Below are 16,646 nucleotides of genomic sequence, written 5' to 3' on the forward strand. Positions count from 1 at the left end.
CCCCAAAAAAACCATAAAAAAGAGGGGCATTAACACTTTGTTTCTGCGCATAACCGAAGGATGAGTTATAGGTTAAATTGCAATTTTACTTCTGATTTTTGTCCTTCTTGGCTCATAATGAGCAACGTCCCGCCAATTTCCTCCGCCCGTTTTTTCATGTTTTTGAGCCCATTGCGGGAATTTACCGCCTCAACGTCGAAACCTACTCCATTGTCAACCACGGCCACGTTCCATTCGTCACTCTGCCCTCTAAATTCGACATTTATCTGGCTCGCTTGCGCGTATTTGAACGCGTTGTTTAACGCCTCTTTTACAATCAAATACACATTCTGACGTACTTGCAACGGCAAACTTAACGACTCCACTTGGGCATCCGTCGCAAAATCCAACGCTATCTCCTTCGACTCCGCCAACGGCTTGGCATACTCCCGCAAACGCGTAAACAAATGTTGCATCGAATCATTGCGGGGATTGATTGTCCACACAATGTCATCCATCGACTCCAGCATTTGCCGCGCATCTTCGCTAATTTTACCCACCATTTGCTCCGCTTTTTGAGGCTGATTGGCCGCCAGTTGCTTTTGCGTTAGGCCACTCAGCAGCGAGATACTACTCAAAGTACTCCCTATCTCGTCGTGCAAATCAGCCGCAATCTTATTGCGTAACTGCAATGACTCCCGCAAACGACGGTATTTAGCGCGGTTGATGACAAAAACAATGCTCACCAACGCCAACAGCAACGCCAGCCCTCCACCGATGAGCCACAGGCGGTTTTGCTGCGACTGAAGCTCCGATTCCTTTTGCAATAGCTTGATTTGTTGCTCTTTTCGCTCGGTTTCAAACTTCATGCTCAACTCATCCATGCGGGATTTTTGTTGTTGTGAAAACAGCGAGTCACTCAGTTTTTGGGCTACTTGTTGATTTTCGTACGCCTGTTTGTAATCTCCTTTTTCCACAAACATTTCCCTCAGGGCTTGGTAGATATAGCCTTGGTATTCGAGCGAGCCAATTTCTTTAAAAATCGACAACGCGTCTTTCAGATACGTTTCTGCTTTCTCGTACTGTTTTTGAGATTGGTAGTACTGGCCTAAATTCCCGTAAATAGCCCCAAGATGATGCGTAAGATTAAGTTTTTTAGCACTTTCCTCCCCTTTTTTTAAAGCCGCCAAATCTTCTTTGGGTTTGTTTAAAGCCCTGTACACCAACGACAAATTGATGGCAATATCCACCATAATAGCCTCATAATTAACCTGCTGCGCATAACTGTCGGCTTTTTGAAGGTAAGACAAGGCCCGTTGGTATTCTTTTTGTTCGGCCAGCAACGACCCAATTCGGTTATTGGTAACGGCCAATCCACGGTAATTCTTTTCCTTTGTTTTGATTTCCAAACTCTGCTGAAAGTATTTCAGGGCCACCTCATTTTTACCTTGAAGGTGGTAGATTGCCGCCGCAATATCGTAGGGAGAACTTCCTGACAATTTGGGTAAGCGCTCTCGTTCAAAAATCTTGATAGATTCCAACACGTACTTCAACCCCTCTTCGTTGTTCCCCATTAAATGAAGAATCATGCCTACGTTCGTCAAAGCGCGTTGTTGTGACGAAGCCCCCAACGAAGACGATTTGGTCAACTGCAACGTTTTTTTGTAAAAGTCCAACGCTTCGCTGTATTTCCCTTGCACGTACGCACTCCGCCCTCGCAAATCGTACGAATCAAACGCTCCTTTTTTGTTTTTGAGTTGTTGCGCCCACGTCAGCAGTACTTTCGCCAGCGAGTCTCCTGCCTTGTACTCAGACGCATCCACTTTCTTCCAGGCATAGTCCGCAAGTGCTTGCAGGTAGAGTGTATCTTTGGGCGAAGTGGTTAAAAATTGAACCAACGAGTCAGTGGATTGGGGGACAGTACGTTTTTGGGCAACCGCCATTGCACCCAAAAGTATTCCAAAAAAACCTACCAATAAGCAGCTTTTTTTCATTTAAAAGTAGGGTTAAGAATTTACGTTTAAGGTACTATTATTTTGGAAAAGAAACTACACATTGACTTTGGAAAGCGCTTTTTGCTATTTTTACCTAGTTTTATTCCCCCTCCACTGACCAACAGCGTATGTATTATCTCCTATCATCCCCCAATCCAGAAAGCCGTTTTATTGAAATCGAATGTACATTTCTCGACGTAGAAACTGAATATCTCGAAATCCAACTTCCTGCTTGGCGGCCTGGAAGGTATGAGCTACAGCATTTTGCCAAAAATATTCAGCGTTTTGGAGTTTTCAATAAAAATAATGAGCCACTTACTTATCGGAAAATTACCAAAGACCGCTGGCGGGTAGAAACGGGTGCCGAAACGGAAGTGGTGGTTCGTTACAACTACTATGCCAATGTACAAAATGCAGGAAGTAGCTACGTCAATACCGACTTTTGGTATGTAAATCCTGTGAATCTTTGTGTCTATGCCGATGCTTTTTTGAACCAACCTTGTACGCTTCAACTCGCCATTCCCGATACGTACCAAATTGCCTGTGGATTGCCGCAGATTGCGCCCAAAACGCTGTTCGCCAAAGATTATTACGAACTCGTCGATAGCCCTTTGCTGGCTTCCGAAACGCTCCAACACCGTACCTATCAGGTGCAGGATACCACGTTTTACGTTTGGATGCAAGGGAATATCAAGCCCAATTGGGAGCAAATTATCACCGATTTTCAGAAATTTTCGGCCGCCCAAATCGCCGTAATGGGTTCTTTTCCTGAACCCGAATACCACTTTTTAAACCTGATTTTACCCACACCGTACTACCACGGCGTTGAACATCGGCACTCAACAATGGTCGTACTTGGCCCTGACGATGAAGGCGATGGCCTGCACCTCGACCTCCTCGGCGTAAGCTCACACGAGCTATTTCACGCTTGGAACATCATTCGGATTCGGCCGAAAGAATTACTTCCGTACGATTTTACCAAAGAAAATTACTTCACGACTTGCTTTGTGGCCGAAGGAGTGACGACCTACTACGGCGATTTGTTTCTACGGCGTTCGGGCGTCTTCAATGACGAAGGCTACTATCGCGAACTACAAACCTACATGAAGCGCCATTTTGAAAATAGCCGTCATGCCCAGCAATCGTTGGTAGAATCATCGTGGGACTTGTGGCTCGACGGCTACGAGAAGGGAATTCCGCAGCGAAAAGTATCGGTGTATCATAAAGGGGCGTTGGCAGCGTTAATTCTTGACCTAACCATTCGCAAGATTCACAACCACAAACGGTCACTCGATGACGTTATGTACGCTTTATGGCAAAGATTTGGCATACCTTTTGTAGGATATACGATGGAAGACTACCAAGCAGTGGTGGAAGAAATTGCGGGAGAAACGCTTCCGTGGTACTGGAACGACTGTATTTTGAGCAATTTACCCCTGGAAAATCACTTAAACGATGCCCTCGCGTGGGTAGGTTTACACATGGTTAGTTTTGGGGACGGAACAGTCCAACTACAAGAATTAGGAAGTGAACCTGCCGTTTTAGAACGAAAAAAATGGTTAAATGGCAATATTTAAGGCATTTTTGAGTGTTTTAGCGGATTTTTTTATACATTAACACCAAATTATCAGGCATAAATCTAACAACGACAATGAAAATCACGCCGATTGAGATTCGTCAACATACTTTCCAAAGAGTCTTACGTGGATACGACGCAGAAGAAGTAAATGCTTTTTTGGCCTCTTTGTCTCACGAATGGGAACGCGTGCTCAACGAAAACAAGATGCTAAAAATGCAGCTTGAAATAGCCGAAAAAGAGCTCAACAAACTTCGGGAAGTAGAATTGACGATGTTTAGAATGCTCAAAACGGCGGAAGATACCAGTACGCAAATGACCGAGCAGGCCAAAACCGCCGCCGAAAAGTACATCGAAGACGCGCGCCAAAAAGCCGAAGAACTCGTCAACGAAGCGCGGAAGAAGTCGAATATGCTCGTCATTGATGCCGAAAACCAAGCAAAATACGTGCGCGAAGAAATCATGAATGATTTTAAAAATCAGGAACGTGATTTCAAAGCCATGGAAAAATACCGCGACAACTTGATTGTCCAGCTCAAAACCCTTGCCAACAATACGGTGGACAGTGTGGAGCGTTTTGAAAAGAAATTTGCCCAAAATACGGTAGCCGAACGTCTCGAAGACCTTAAAACACAAGTATCAGACGCCATTCTGCAAGGAGAGCAAACCCAACAAGCTCGCTTAGAAGCGGAGAAGATTGTGGAAGAAATCGTGGAAAGCCAACCTCCTGTAGAAGAAATAGCGCCAGAGGCCGTACAAGAAGTAGTAGCCGAGGCGATTACGGAAGAAACTGTATCCGAAGAAACAACCGACGAACCTGCCTCTGAAGAAGAAAAACCGAAGCAAGAGGGTTCATTCTTTGACCAAATTTAACCCCAAAAAACCTATGAGGTTTAGCTAACGTTGTACCGTGAAACCTCATAGGTTTGCTTTCATTCATCTTTACACACGTTTATTTTGGGAACAGTAGCATTAGAAGGAATTGAAATATTCGCTTACCACGGCACCTCGGATGAGGAGCAAAAAATTGGCAACAAGTTTTCGATTGATGTCACCATCCAAACCGATTTTTTAGAAGCCGCCCGCCTCGATCGCCTGCGCGACACGGTCAATTACGAAGTGGTCTATAAAGTGGTGGTAGAAGTAATGAGCAAGCCAAGTCGGCTGCTGGAGCACATTGCGTACAATATCATCGAAGGACTACGCGCCACCTACCCCAACGTAGAAAGCATCGAAGTCAGCGTATCAAAATTTAACCCACCCGTCGGGGGCGTCTGTGCGCGTTCGCGCATTACGATGAAAGGGTAAAACAAAACGCCCCCGTTTGCTTGGCAGACGGGGGCGTTTTGTTTATCATCTTCGGGAAATAGCTTACACCAATTTCCAACCTTCGCGGTACTGACGCGACACAAACTGGTTCGCATCGTCGAAGTTGGTAATCTTCATGTTGTTACCATCCCACAACAACTTCTTACGACCGTAGTAATCGAAGCCATTGCCTTTTGGTTGACGAAGCATGTAGCTACGAATCGCCAAGTTACCCATCAATACCGTTTCAGTAAGTGGTCCTGAGTAATCAAACGATGACGTCAAGCCTTTGTGCTTGTCGCTACCAAAACCTGCCTTACAAGCCTCGGTCCAGTGGATTTGGTGGCCGTATTCTGGCAAGTTTGTAGGCGCAGCATACTTGCTGTCTTTCGCCATTTCTACTTTGTCGCCGTTTTTGTAATAAATCTTAGGATTGTTGCCGTACATATCGCAGGCAATGATTCCCTTGCTACCAATCATCAACACCCCGTTCGCGCCGTTTCCGTCGGTGCTAAGTGGTTCGTTGGCAGGAATCCAATCAGGGTGGAACGGACGCAAACCGCCGTCCATCCATTCCATTTTCAATGGGCTCTTATTTTTCGCAGTGGCAGGGAATTTAATTTCTACCAACGCCGATGGCGGACATCCTTCTGGAATCCACTCTGGGTTCCAGTCTTTCAAGAACACCGAACCTATGCTACACTCTACTTCCGTTGGGTAATTAAGACCCAATACACGGAACGGAGTATCGATGGTGTGGCAACCGATGTCACCCAACGCGCCCGTACCGAAGTTCCACCAACCGCGCCATTTGAACGGGTGATAGCCTGGGTGATAGTCAACCCACTGTGCAGGCCCTACCCACTGATCCCAAGCGATGCCTTCTGGCATGTCAGGCTTACCCGTTGGTACAGGAATCCCCTGTGGCCAAACGGGACGGTTAGTCCAAATTTGAACCGTATGCACAGGCCCTACTAATCCTTTATTGAACCACTCAACCATTTGTAGTTGGGCAGGGTTCGACGCGCCTTGGTTACCCATCTGCGTCACCACTTTGTACTTACGAGCGGCTTCTGTAAGCATACGCGCTTCGTAGATATTGTGGGTCAATGGTTTTTGTACATAGACGTGTTTGCCCAATTGCATAGCCGCCATCGCAATCACCGCGTGGTTGTGGTCAGGCGTAGAAATAGTAACGGCATCAATGTTTTTACCTTCTTTGGCCAACATTTCGCGCCAATCTTTGTACTTAGTTGCGTTAGGGAAACGCTCGATTGACTTCGCAGCTTGTTTGTAATCCACATCGCAGAGCGCCACCACGTTATTGGCTCCGTTGTTTGATGCGTTAAAAATGTCACTTGTTCCCTTGCCACCTGCTCCGATAGCTGCCAAATTAAGTTTGTCAGATGGTGCAGTATAACCCTTTCCAATCACATGGCGGGGCACAATGAAAAAGCTACCTACGGCCAAGGCGCTCTTTTGCACGAAATCACGTCTTGATACCGATAAGGTCTTTTGTTTTGATTTCATTGGTTTAGTAGTTTTTTTAAGTTGTTTGAACAGACTCATAACTTAAAGCACAAAAGCAGGCAATAATTACCGTTTTATTGAGTATTTTTTTAGAAAAGATGCTAAAACTCTGCTTACTTTTGAGATTGATTAGAGACAAAAAAGCAAACGCCTGATGTATAATACGTTCTTAAAAGCAAAGTGGACTATTGGGGAGACTGTTATCGGTTATTGGTTATCGGTTATTGGTTATTGGTTTCAGAGGAGAAAAATAATTGCTGCGCTGTGGCTTTTTGTAAGCCTTTCGTTGGCTGGTTATGCCCAAACAAAGGTGGGTACGTTGGAGAAAAAGTTTATCAAACACGGTCTAGTGGACATCCAAACCCTCGACCCTACGCTCAAGGTGGAACTCAAGTACTCCACGACCGATAACTTTATTAAAGAAGATGTCTATGGCGACTTAGAGCGCGCTTATTTGCAACCCATGGCCGCCCAAAAATTGGTAAAAGCCAATCAGTTTTTAAAACAAGAAAAGCCTACTTATACGTTGTTGGTGTACGACGGCGCTCGTCCGCTGAGTGTTACCAAGATTTTTTGGGCACGGATGAGTCACTTGCCCTATAACCGCCGCGAAGATTTTGTGGCCGACCCTGCCAAAGGCTCTATTCATAACTTTGGCTGTGCGGTTGACCTAACCATCGCCGACGAAAATGGCAAGCCGCTGGATATGGGCACTATTTTTGATTTTTTTGGCGTTAGTGCCGAACCACGACGCGAAGCCGAAATGCTCAAATCGGGTAAACTATCTCGCCAACAAGTCGAAAACCGCAAGCTGCTACGGCGCGTCATGCTCAAGGCAGGATTTACGTCGATTCAGACCGAATGGTGGCATTTCAATGCCTTGTCTCGCGCCAAAGCAAAAGCTAAATACGGGTTTATTGAGTAAACAACAATGTTATTATCTTTGTAAAAAACCTCAAATTATGACTGCGATTATCAAAAATACTACTCCCGAAAAAGAAAGGGACGCTATCATTGAGCGGGTAAAAAAACAAAAAAATGCCAAAAGCCTTCGCAAGCATTTTGGTTCTTTGAAAAGACAACTTGACGGCGTTGAATATCAAAAGCAATTGAGAAATGAATGGGATTGATTTTCTTGCAGACACCAACTTCCTCATTCATGTACATGAAGGGCATCCTGTTGTCGAACCTTTTCTTGATTATCATTTCGCTATTTCATACGTTACAGAATTGGAACTTTTGGGCAAGTTTAGCATCTCTAAAGTTGAAAAAACAATTCTAAAAAAGCTCATAGCCGACTGTTTCACGATTGACATGAATTCAAATATTAAAGACAAATGTATTTGGATACGTCAGCGCTATAAAATCAAACTGCCAGATGCTATTATTGCGGCCACCTCAATTGAGGCTGGTATTCCCTTAATTAGTTCTGATAAAGGATTTGGCTCAATTAAAGAATTAAACTTTCTCTTTTTAGAAAAAACTCCAGTACCGTAAATAATTGCTATTCGAAATGCTCTTTCATGCTCCTTCTCGCACTTTTTCATAGTTTTTGGCTTTCGCTGTTTGGCAGCAGTGACACCACCCAGCACGTCCTTGTCCGACAAGTGACTTTTACGGGCAATTTTCGCACCCGAGAGCACATTATCCGCCGCGAAATGGATGTGCGCGCAGGCGATGTGATTACGGTACAAAAGCTTGATTCGCTGCTGGAGTACGACCGCCGCAAAATCCTCAACACCAACCTGTTCATCACGGTAGAGCTAAAAAAGAAGCGCTTAGACAATGACACCACCGCGCTGAGTTTTTATACAGCCGACGGAAAACTCATCGCTCCTCCCCAAACCATCGACGTAGAGGTCGTTCTAAAAGAACAATGGTATTTGCTGGCTTTTCCTGTATTTGAACTCGCCGACCGCAATTTCAACGAATGGTGGTACGAACGCGGGCGCGACCTGAGCCGCACGATTTACGGAACTTACATTTTACACCAAAACCTGACGGGCAACAACGACCGCCTTCGACTACGCGCTGAGTTTGGGTTTATTCCTCGGCTTGATTTGTATTACTCCCGACCTTATTTGGGCAAAAAACAAAAACTAGGCATGACCGTCGGAATGATTCGGCTGACCAACCGAACCTTGCCTTACCGTACCCGTGCCGATAAACTCATTTTTTTCCCGAGCGACAGCCGTATGCGCGAACGGCTCAACCCCTACGTTACTTTTACCTATCGGCCACGGTTCTACGGTTTTCATTCAATAACCGCCCAATATTCCCATACCACCCTTAGCGATACCGTGGCACGCCTAAATCCTAATTATTTTTTGGAAGGTCGCCGACAACAGCGTTATTTCCAACTGAGCTATTCTCATTTTTTCGACCGCCGCGACCGGGTCCAATATCCTTTAAGAGGGTTTTATTATGGCATAGTTTTTAGCCGATTAGGACTCTTTTCTTCCGATGATGTTCAACAATGGGAGGCTACTGCCAACTATGGACAATACTTCTCCTTAGGCAAAAAGCTCTTTTTTAGCTACAGTTTCAAAGCCAAAACTTCTAGCCCTTTCTTGCAGCCTTTTTTACAAACGCGGGGGTTGGGATACGGCACTGACCTTGTCCGTGGCTATGAACTGTACGTCATTGATGGTCAACACTTTGCATTAGCTAAAACCAATTTACGCTACCAATTATTAAACCGAACGTTTAACTTGAGTAAGTTCATCAAAATGCGTCAGTTTAATACCTTTCCTTTGGCGATTTACCCCAATATCTACGCCGATTTTGGTTATACCCGAAACCAATACAGTTCGCTAAACAACAGCACATTGGCCAACCGCCCGTTGATGGGTGTAGGAATAGGGCTGGATGTAGTGACTTGGTATAATTTTGTGGGACGACTCAATTATTCAGTCAATCACTTGGGCGAAGCACGTCCTTATTTTTCGATAGGCCGAGAGTTCTGATTTTCACCCAACAAAGTATTAGTTTCCCATTAAAAAGAAGTAAGTCATTGGTATAGAAGCGTATTTAGCCCTAACTTAGCAGGGATTTTAAGCAAATTTGGACGAAATGACTCATTATTACCCAAAATACACCTACTTATTAGTCTTGGCTGGCGTTGTCGCAATCTTGTTTTCGTGTGGAAAAAGTAACGAAAAAACGGCCGAACAGAAAGCTGCTACCGATACAGCCAATGCCGTCAAAACACCTGTTGTAAGTAGCAATCAATCAGAGCTATTGAAGCTCGTCATTACGCCTCAAGGGGGCGATTTTCGTGGTTTTAAGTTTGGCGACCCGTTAAGCAAAATCAAGGCCGAAGAAAAGTTTGAGTTGTTTGAAGACAGCACCAACCACGTAGGATATACGCACGAAACGGAGAATTTTGAAGCGATTGATATTCTTTATTACCTCGACAACAACAAAGCCCTCAACGGCGTCCGCGTGGATATTTATCTCAACGAAGCCAACGATGCCCAAAGTTTGTACAATCAATTTGACACCTATTTGTCGGGGAAATACGCACCCGATTCAAAACAAGGCAAACGTACAACGTGGAAGGCCCGAGGGGGAATGCTCGTATCGCTCGAAGACGTAAGTAAAGGCAAAGATTTTGGCCTTCGCATCGGAATCGGTGCCAAAGGCAAATCGACCGAGAAAAAGCCCAAACCTTTGCAATAGCCGCTTTTCAATATGCACGTTGTTATCATCGGGAATGGAATTGCGGGCATCACAGCCGCACGGGAGCTGCGCAAACGTAGCGATTGCCGCATCACGGTTATCTCCAAAGAAACCGACTATTTCTTTTCCCGAACGGCGCTGATGTACGTGTATATGGGGCACCTCAAGTTTGAGCATACCCAACCTTATGAAAACTGGTTTTGGCAAAAAAATAAGATTGAGCTAGTCAGAGGAACGATTGAATCAGTTGATTTTGCCCAACGTAAATTGTTTCTTTCGGCCAACAGCCAAACGGTAGTTTACCAACCAACCCTACTTGAGCGGCTCACCAAAGTGGCCTCAAAACCAGCCACTTCTGCCTCTCAAGTACGCGAACTTTCTTACGATAAACTTATCATTGCAACGGGTTCTGTGCCTCGTTTTGGCGACTGGCCCAATACCCATCTGGATGGCGTCCAAGGGCTTTATAGCTTTCAGGATTTGGAAAAACTCGAACGGTCGTCGGCAGGAGTAAAACAAGCCGTGGTCGTGGGTGGTGGGTTAATTGGGGTAGAATTGGCCGAAATGCTTCATTCGCGCGGCATCCATGTGACCATGCTCGTGCGTGAATCAAGTTATTGGAGCAGTGTATTACCACCCGAAGAATCTACTCTTGTCACCCAACATGTCCAAAAGCGCGGGATTGATCTCCGATTTGGCTGCGAACTAAAAGAAATCCAAGGTACTCAGCGGGTGGAGTGTGTTATCACTTCGCAGGGAGAAACGATTGACTGCCAGCTTGTAGGCATTTCCATCGGCGTTGAACCAACGATTGATTTTTTAACCAATACCTCCCTCGAAACGCAACGCGGAATTTTGGTCAATGAGTATTTAGAAACCAACCTTCCCGACGTATATGCGGTTGGCGACTGCGTCGAACACCGCACACCTCCGCAAGGCCGTAAATCGGTGGAGCAAATTTGGTACACGGGCCGCATCATGGGCGAAACCGTTGCTCAGACCATTGGTGGTCAACGGACGCCTTACCAGCCAGGCGTATTTTTTAATTCGGCCAAGTTTTTTGACCTCGAATACCAAACTTACGGCGAAGTCCCCGCCCAATGCCCCGACGGCATTCAGAGCTTTTATTGGCAGCACCCAAGCAAAGAAATCGCCATCCGAATCAACTACCGCCAAGACACACAGGCAGTCACGGGTTTTAACGCCCTTGGCACTCGCCTTCGCCACGCTACTTGCGACGCGTGGATACGCCAACAGCGCTCGTTAGACTACGTGTTAGAGCACTTCCAAGAAGCCGATTTTAACCCTGAGTTTTTTGAGAAGCTGCGGTTGTCCCGCTGACGTCAGACCGTTTACTAACTTTAATGCTATCTTTTTGTGTATCAGGCGGGTTTAATGTATTTTCAACGATACTAAACCTGCTTTGCTTTGTTACAAAAATTTCTACCCCTGCCCCTTTTGCGCCCTTTCGTAAAAGAATACTGGATGCTTCGCCTTGGTCAGGGGAGCGGTGTTCCTTTGGTGATGGCTCCCGTACCCGAGCAGTGCCTCTATTTTTACCCCCGCAGCCAGCCCCAACCCTTTGATGCAACGGGAAAACCCATAACAGCTTTTAACACAATGATTATGGGACAGGCAACAATTGGAAACACCAAGCTGCTGGTTCCAGATGGGTATTGTATGTTTAAGATACTATTTCAGCCTGGTGGAATCTATCGGCTGCTAAACGTTCCGATGACGTATTTTGCGAATACATACGAAGAAAGTGCGGCGGTGTTGGGTGGAGAGGTGAAGCAGCTTTCAGAACACATTTGTAATGCCGACTCTGACACCGAAGTTATTTCCTTGACAAATGAGTATTTGGTTCGTCAACTGAACAGAAGTAAAGTCGCAGCATTACCTATCGACGTTGTCCTGACCCAAACCAATTTACGAACGCAAACTTTAGACCAACTGGCGGCAGCCGCTTGTGTAAGTTCTCGGCAATTTGAGCGTCAGTTTTTGGAACGCATAGGAGTAAGTCCAAAAATTTACCAACGTCTGCTTCGATTCAATCAGGTAATGAACTTAAGAAAACAAAATCCTGCTTTAAAATGGGTCGATATAACGTACCATTGTGGCTATTTTGACCCCAATCACTTGTTACGGGATTTTAAGCAATTTACGGGCGTCGTTCCTTCGGGATTTGATTTTGAGAATGCCGTGATATACTAAAACCTTACATCAACTTTTTCAAGGTTTCGACGTTTAGGGCTTCATCAAATACGGCCCGAATTGGAATGTGAAACCCTTCCATGACAAAACTTTTAATCTGCCCTTCTGCCGATTTAAGAATCAGTTCGTATTCGCCTTCTGCGTAGTGATACTGTTCAATGGTTTGGTGGTCGGGATCAATAATCCAGTATTCCTCTATTTGATGTGCTTGATAATCTTTGAATTTTACCCCGCGGTCACGCTCTTTTGTGCCCTCTGACAAAATTTCAACCACCCAATCAGGAGCGGGAAAAAGTGTTTGCTTTTCGGTAAAAATAGCGGCTTTCTCTTTTTTGAAGAAACAGATGTCTGGCTCATAATCATTACGAGTGAGCGTAATCATGATTTTTTCGATACCTACAAAACCAAGTTGATGCTTTATCGCATATACTTTCATCAATTGAGCCAATAAAAGAGAGGCATTATTGTGCCGCATCATCACAGGCGAATGAACAATGATTTCACCATTGATAAATTCTGCTTTTTCTTGTTCGGTGATGTCATTATAAAAAGCAATTCTTCGCTGCTTTTCATTTTCAAGTGCCACTTCAATGGCTTGAATCAAAAAATAAGCGTCTGGTTCATTCAGAATTTCAGAAATAAGGCGATTGCTCATGGTACTTTCAGTTGGTAAACAAATGTACTAAAATTAGGACAAATGACATCAATTAGGCTTGATTACAAAGAAGTACTACAAGAAAAATGTCGTTTTTTTACTATGCTTCCCCTTCTTTCTATTCCTACGTTTGCAAAAACATAAACCCCTGTAAACGAATGAAAAGGAAAGCCATATATATTCTGACAACCTTCGTTTTAGTCATACTGCCTTTTTTGGTTGTCATCGCGATTGGGCGCTATTCTCCCTACGTAGAAGGCAATAGTTTTCTGAGGTATGTCACCATCTGTAGTGTTATTTCGATGGCCATTGTATTAGCGGTTTGGTTATTCTTTAAAAACTCTCTACAATCATTTGAAGGCGTGCCCATTAGTGGTGCATTTTTGTTTTTACTAGTTTGCCCATTGATAGGTATATTTGGATTAGCCTCCGCTCCTGACCTCAGCCTCAAAATGCTTGAACATCCCGAACGAGAGCATTTGCGCTATATTTTCTTATTCATCGCAGCAATACTTTTTGGAGTATTTGGCTTCTTGCTATTGATGAGCAACTCGTTCAAAAATAAGCGTTTAATGAGGTGGTTGATGATAGCCGTTTTTATTCTTGCTTTTGCCGAATTTAGCTGGGAATTTAGGCATCATTACCTATATCCCGAAGCAATGAAAGAATGGATAAGTCAAGGCAAAAAAGTAGAAGATTTTGCCAGACATTATGACAGCACAGCTGTTGTTAACATTGGCATATTGGGGCGACTGATTCAGTTTTCGTTGATAATGTGGCTTTCAGTCTATTTTTATAAGTTGCGGCACACCAATAGTTGGTCACCAATCGTGTCCGTCATTTTTAGCCTACTTGGGATAATCACTGCAATAATGATTTATTTTATTCAATTTAACTTTCCCAAAGGTTTTGAGATATTAATGCTATTCTTTATTCCAGGCATACCGTTTTTTCTTTTGTATTGGTTGGGAGTAGCTTTATTGACAAAATCCAAGAAAAGTGGCATAAGCAGAATCCAAAACTAAACTCAAAATCGCCGAATGAACGCACTCATTGACCTTACCTCCGAGCAAGTGGCAAAAATCAATGAAATGCACCCGCAAGTCATCAAGGATTTTCAGGGAAGGGAGTGGTTTTCTATTTTGGTTTTTTTGCTGGTGGCAGCTTGTCCTTTTTTAACAAAGCGAAAACAAGAGATTTACCCTTGAAATTAATTTTTTAGCATCAACTCCCAAGCGTAAGGCTACTCCCTCACCTTTTTTCTCTATGCCTGAGCCATTGTCCACTATCTTACTTGAGCTTTAATAGCGCAGACGACGTCCTTACTTTAACGATAGCCTTACCTTCATCCACTGCTGATTTCGCAATGCTTCTACTTCCATGTGCCCCTGCCAGTTGACTTCTTGATAGATTTCTAGCAAATCGCGAATGGTTTTGACTGGCTTGTTATTAGCCATGCGGATGACGTCTTTGGATTGTAAACCTGCTTTCGACAACAGGCTATTGGCACCAGTACTCGTTATGATGACGCCCGTTTCATCGGGCAGGCCATAGGCAGAACGTTCGCCTAAGCCTTCAACGTTTTTGAGCAAACTGCCTAACCAATTAATCGCCACAGCTTTTCCTTCCACCGATTCGTTGGTTAGCAGTGCTGGAAACTCAGGCTGTAAAGCTCGTTTTTTCAGGGAAATTTTCTGCACACCAAACGGCTGCATCGGGAAGTTTTTGAAACCGACCGTCAGCGCCTCCGATACGTTCTTAACGGTATAATTTCCCTCCGAGGCATTTACAAAAACAGGAGCCCCAGCCCTACTTCGGGAGTCGGTGCCGTTCTTTTGGGCCAACGCCAAGGCGGCTGAATCAGGGAATAAATTTTGGTCAATCTCCTTTCCCCAATCGTTGATTTGAATAGGAAAATACTTTTTCATCACAATGTTATGCCGAAACACATCGTGGCTATTTTTAAACCAAACGTGCGGGTGAAATGAGTTGTTGACCATGATGTTGTTTTCAACCATTCGGTAAAATCCTTCCCGAAGCTTGAGGCCACCATTAAGGCATACATTGTTGTAAATGTGATAGTTAGAAGAACCGTCGTCGAGGTCAATATCCCAGCCGTGGTCACAGCGAAAACGGTTGTTACGGATAATCGTCGTTTGCTGCGCATCAAGCAGTATCAGCTCTGGATGTACCGCTGTGAGACTATCCATGTAACGTCGATTAGCGTACCAAAAGCGGTCACGCCCCCAAGAATTAAAAGCACCGTGGTCGCCTGTTTCTAGTACGGTGTTAAACACGTCATTGTACTCCAGCACATGCCCGCCCCAGGCCCCATCTCCGATGTTTATTCCTGCCCTTGGCGTGTTGTAGATGCTATTGTGACGCACGGTAATCTGCGCCGACATTTCGATTTGAACACCCGTGGCCTGTTTCTCAATTTGGCCTACATCGTGGATTAAATTATCCTCTACCAAACAAGCTTGCGGATAATTGTTGGTTTGAGGGCCAGGGGTTTTATCCAGTTGCTCGTAGGGAATCGACCACTCATACCGAAACGAGGGCGAACGTACGGCCTTGGGGTCGCCCACAAACGCTACGGCACTCGCCCCGATATGATGAATATAACACCCTTTAACGGTATTATTTCTATTGTATTTGCTCATTACGATGGCATTCCCTCCTAAATCAGCAAATTCACAGTCGGTCAAAGTACAGTTTTCTGCTCCCTCCAACAGCACGGCTCCGCCGCGAAAAAACGTCCAATCGCTGCGGACCAACGGCTCTTTGGTTTCCATAAAGCTACGTTCGGTATGGGTAAAATGCAGGTTTTTGAAATGAACATTACGCAACGGTTTTTCGGGAGTACCGCGCAGTTCAAACAAGGAATGCAGCCCCGAAACCTCGAATTTCGCCTTGGAAAGATTGACGTTCGATGGCGGGATAAAATACAGCGTACGGGTCTTTTTATCAAAATACCATTCGTGCGGTGCATCCAATTCTTCCCAAATATTTTCGACAAAACGGTACTGTTTGTGCATCGACGACGGGCGGTTGTTTTGCCAGCCTCCCTCCAACGCCAACTCACCATTTTGGCTTTTGCCCGTAATTAGGTAGTGAAATCCGCCCCATTCGCCCGAGTGAAGGGCGTGGACATACCCTCCTTCGGGTTGACTCCACGTCCGTACGCGTTCGGGACTTGTTGCCTCCGCTGATGTTCCATGAAATACCCGAGCGGTAGAGTCATAATTGGGAAAACGTGCCAAATGCTGTAATTGCCCATTGACAAAAAGTTGTTCGAAGGCAGTACTACCACTTACTTGAGCCTGATACATACCATTTTTAAACGGTTTCCAAGCTAACTGTACAGCTTCTCCCCCGCTAATGGTCACTTTTTCGTTGGTATATCCTTCGATTTCCAGCGCAGACGCCTTTACTTCCGCAGCATCCAACGTGATGGTAGTAGGCAAATAATAAGCTCCTTCTCGCAAATAGATTTTCACCTTTTTCCCTTTGGCTTGCTTGGCTAGGGCGATGGCTTTGGATACGCTTTTGAAGGGCCGTTGCAGCGTACCTGCATAGGTATCTTGTCCGTTAGGCGCCACATAGTACGTCACTTGAGCACTTGCTACCGAAACGAAGATGCAGTTCATCACCCACAAAGCAAAAAAACGTATCATCATCAAAAAGAGAGGTTGAGAAATGGAGGAAT

The 16,646-nt window shown here is 44.9% G+C and carries 16 protein-coding genes; 12 read left to right on the plus strand and 4 right to left on the minus strand.

From position 1 onward, the window contains the following. Positions 1-65: 65 nt before the first annotated feature. Entirely contained in the window at positions 66-1,973 is a 1,908-nt protein-coding gene (locus tag AC23N5_RS05725; protein WP_487754816.1) for a tetratricopeptide repeat protein, read from the minus strand. A gap of 128 nt (positions 1,974-2,101) precedes the next feature. Here AC23N5_RS05725 and AC23N5_RS05730 point away from each other — a divergent pair, with 128 nt between their 5' ends. From AC23N5_RS05730 to folB, 3 genes are all read left to right on the plus strand, one after another. Continuing rightward, positions 2,102-3,550, plus strand: coding sequence for a M61 family metallopeptidase (locus AC23N5_RS05730; RefSeq protein WP_487754817.1), 1,449 nt, complete (start codon positions 2,102-2,104; stop codon positions 3,548-3,550). A gap of 74 nt (positions 3,551-3,624) precedes the next feature. Continuing rightward, positions 3,625-4,422 (plus strand): DivIVA domain-containing protein, encoded by a 798-nt coding sequence (locus AC23N5_RS05735; RefSeq protein WP_487754818.1) that lies wholly within the window; start codon positions 3,625-3,627, stop codon positions 4,420-4,422. An 84-nt stretch (positions 4,423-4,506) separates the two neighbouring features. Continuing rightward, positions 4,507-4,857, plus strand: coding sequence for a dihydroneopterin aldolase (gene folB, locus AC23N5_RS05740; RefSeq protein WP_028525015.1), 351 nt, complete (start codon positions 4,507-4,509; stop codon positions 4,855-4,857). A gap of 63 nt (positions 4,858-4,920) precedes the next feature. Here the strand turns inward: folB and AC23N5_RS05745 are convergent, their stop codons facing one another. Continuing rightward, on the minus strand, positions 4,921-6,387 hold the full coding sequence (locus AC23N5_RS05745) for a Gfo/Idh/MocA family protein (RefSeq protein ID WP_472487128.1): 1,467 nt from the start codon (positions 6,385-6,387) through the stop codon (positions 4,921-4,923). Between the two features lie 154 nt (positions 6,388-6,541). On the opposite strand from AC23N5_RS05745, the gene AC23N5_RS05750 reads away from it, so the two are divergent. The 7 genes from AC23N5_RS05750 to AC23N5_RS05780 all read left to right on the plus strand — a co-directional run bounded on the left by AC23N5_RS05750 (position 6,542) and on the right by AC23N5_RS05780 (position 12,282). Then, a complete protein-coding gene (locus AC23N5_RS05750) occupies positions 6,542-7,312 on the plus strand; it encodes a M15 family metallopeptidase (protein ID WP_487754819.1) in 771 nt (256 codons plus the stop codon). A 37-nt stretch (positions 7,313-7,349) separates the two neighbouring features. Beyond that, entirely contained in the window at positions 7,350-7,517 is a 168-nt protein-coding gene (locus AC23N5_RS05755) for a hypothetical protein (protein ID WP_487754820.1), read from the plus strand. After that, complete coding sequence (locus AC23N5_RS05760; protein ID WP_487754821.1) at positions 7,504-7,884, plus strand: type II toxin-antitoxin system VapC family toxin; 381 nt, start codon at positions 7,504-7,506, stop codon at positions 7,882-7,884. The genes AC23N5_RS05755 and AC23N5_RS05760 overlap by 14 nt, the downstream gene beginning before the upstream one ends. Positions 7,885-7,910: 26 nt before the next feature. Then, positions 7,911-9,353, plus strand: coding sequence for a BamA/TamA family outer membrane protein (locus tag AC23N5_RS05765; RefSeq protein ID WP_183975759.1), 1,443 nt, complete (start codon positions 7,911-7,913; stop codon positions 9,351-9,353). 106 nt (positions 9,354-9,459) lie between these two features. After that, positions 9,460-10,068: a hypothetical protein gene (locus tag AC23N5_RS05770; RefSeq protein ID WP_183975602.1), complete on the plus strand. Its 609-nt coding sequence runs from the start codon at positions 9,460-9,462 to the stop codon at positions 10,066-10,068. Between the two features lie 12 nt (positions 10,069-10,080). Continuing rightward, the gene (locus AC23N5_RS05775) at positions 10,081-11,409 is read left to right on the plus strand and encodes an NAD(P)/FAD-dependent oxidoreductase (RefSeq protein ID WP_487754822.1); all 1,329 of its coding nucleotides are present in this window, start codon (positions 10,081-10,083) and stop codon (positions 11,407-11,409) included. 87 nt (positions 11,410-11,496) lie between these two features. Beyond that, complete coding sequence (locus AC23N5_RS05780) at positions 11,497-12,282, plus strand: helix-turn-helix domain-containing protein (protein WP_487754823.1); 786 nt, start codon at positions 11,497-11,499, stop codon at positions 12,280-12,282. Between the two features lie 4 nt (positions 12,283-12,286). Here AC23N5_RS05780 and AC23N5_RS05785 read toward each other — a convergent pair whose 3' ends face one another. Continuing rightward, complete coding sequence (locus tag AC23N5_RS05785) at positions 12,287-12,937, minus strand: Uma2 family endonuclease (RefSeq protein WP_487754824.1); 651 nt, start codon at positions 12,935-12,937, stop codon at positions 12,287-12,289. Between the two features lie 158 nt (positions 12,938-13,095). Here AC23N5_RS05785 and AC23N5_RS05790 point away from each other — a divergent pair, with 158 nt between their 5' ends. Together AC23N5_RS05790 and AC23N5_RS05795 are read left to right on the plus strand one after the other, a co-directional pair. Next, the gene (locus tag AC23N5_RS05790) at positions 13,096-13,962 is read left to right on the plus strand and encodes a hypothetical protein (RefSeq protein WP_487754825.1); all 867 of its coding nucleotides are present in this window, start codon (positions 13,096-13,098) and stop codon (positions 13,960-13,962) included. Between the two features lie 15 nt (positions 13,963-13,977). Further along, the gene (locus AC23N5_RS05795) at positions 13,978-14,145 is read left to right on the plus strand and encodes a hypothetical protein (protein WP_487754826.1); all 168 of its coding nucleotides are present in this window, start codon (positions 13,978-13,980) and stop codon (positions 14,143-14,145) included. 114 nt (positions 14,146-14,259) lie between these two features. Here the strand turns inward: AC23N5_RS05795 and AC23N5_RS05800 are convergent, their stop codons facing one another. Next, the gene (locus AC23N5_RS05800; protein ID WP_487754827.1) at positions 14,260-16,617 is read right to left on the minus strand and encodes a right-handed parallel beta-helix repeat-containing protein; all 2,358 of its coding nucleotides are present in this window, start codon (positions 16,615-16,617) and stop codon (positions 14,260-14,262) included. Between the last annotated feature and the right edge of the window lie 29 nt (positions 16,618-16,646).

The sequence above is a fragment of the Runella sp. R5_40 genome, from assembly GCF_057652295.1.

Bases quoted from the DNA above. Each gene is read 5' to 3' on its own strand.
- AC23N5_RS05795 (WP_487754826.1), top strand. From the start codon at position 13,978: ATGAACGCACTCATTGACCTTACCTCCGAGCAAGTGGCAAAAATCAAT.
- AC23N5_RS05730 (WP_487754817.1), top strand. From the start codon at position 2,102: ATGTATTATCTCCTATCATCCCCCAATCCAGAAAGCCGTTTTATTGAA.
- AC23N5_RS05755 (WP_487754820.1), top strand. From the start codon at position 7,350: ATGACTGCGATTATCAAAAATACTACTCCCGAAAAAGAAAGGGACGCT.
- AC23N5_RS05745 (WP_472487128.1), bottom strand. From the start codon at position 6,387: ATGAAATCAAAACAAAAGACCTTATCGGTATCAAGACGTGATTTCGTG.
- AC23N5_RS05750 (WP_487754819.1), top strand. From the start codon at position 6,542: ATGTATAATACGTTCTTAAAAGCAAAGTGGACTATTGGGGAGACTGTT.
- AC23N5_RS05770 (WP_183975602.1), top strand. From the start codon at position 9,460: ATGACTCATTATTACCCAAAATACACCTACTTATTAGTCTTGGCTGGC.
- AC23N5_RS05735 (WP_487754818.1), top strand. From the start codon at position 3,625: ATGAAAATCACGCCGATTGAGATTCGTCAACATACTTTCCAAAGAGTC.
- AC23N5_RS05760 (WP_487754821.1), top strand. From the start codon at position 7,504: ATGAATGGGATTGATTTTCTTGCAGACACCAACTTCCTCATTCATGTA.
- AC23N5_RS05725 (WP_487754816.1), bottom strand. From the start codon at position 1,973: ATGAAAAAAAGCTGCTTATTGGTAGGTTTTTTTGGAATACTTTTGGGT.
- AC23N5_RS05775 (WP_487754822.1), top strand. From the start codon at position 10,081: ATGCACGTTGTTATCATCGGGAATGGAATTGCGGGCATCACAGCCGCA.
- AC23N5_RS05785 (WP_487754824.1), bottom strand. From the start codon at position 12,937: ATGAGCAATCGCCTTATTTCTGAAATTCTGAATGAACCAGACGCTTAT.
- AC23N5_RS05790 (WP_487754825.1), top strand. From the start codon at position 13,096: ATGAAAAGGAAAGCCATATATATTCTGACAACCTTCGTTTTAGTCATA.
- AC23N5_RS05765 (WP_183975759.1), top strand. From the start codon at position 7,911: ATGCTCCTTCTCGCACTTTTTCATAGTTTTTGGCTTTCGCTGTTTGGC.
- AC23N5_RS05800 (WP_487754827.1), bottom strand. From the start codon at position 16,617: ATGATGATACGTTTTTTTGCTTTGTGGGTGATGAACTGCATCTTCGTT.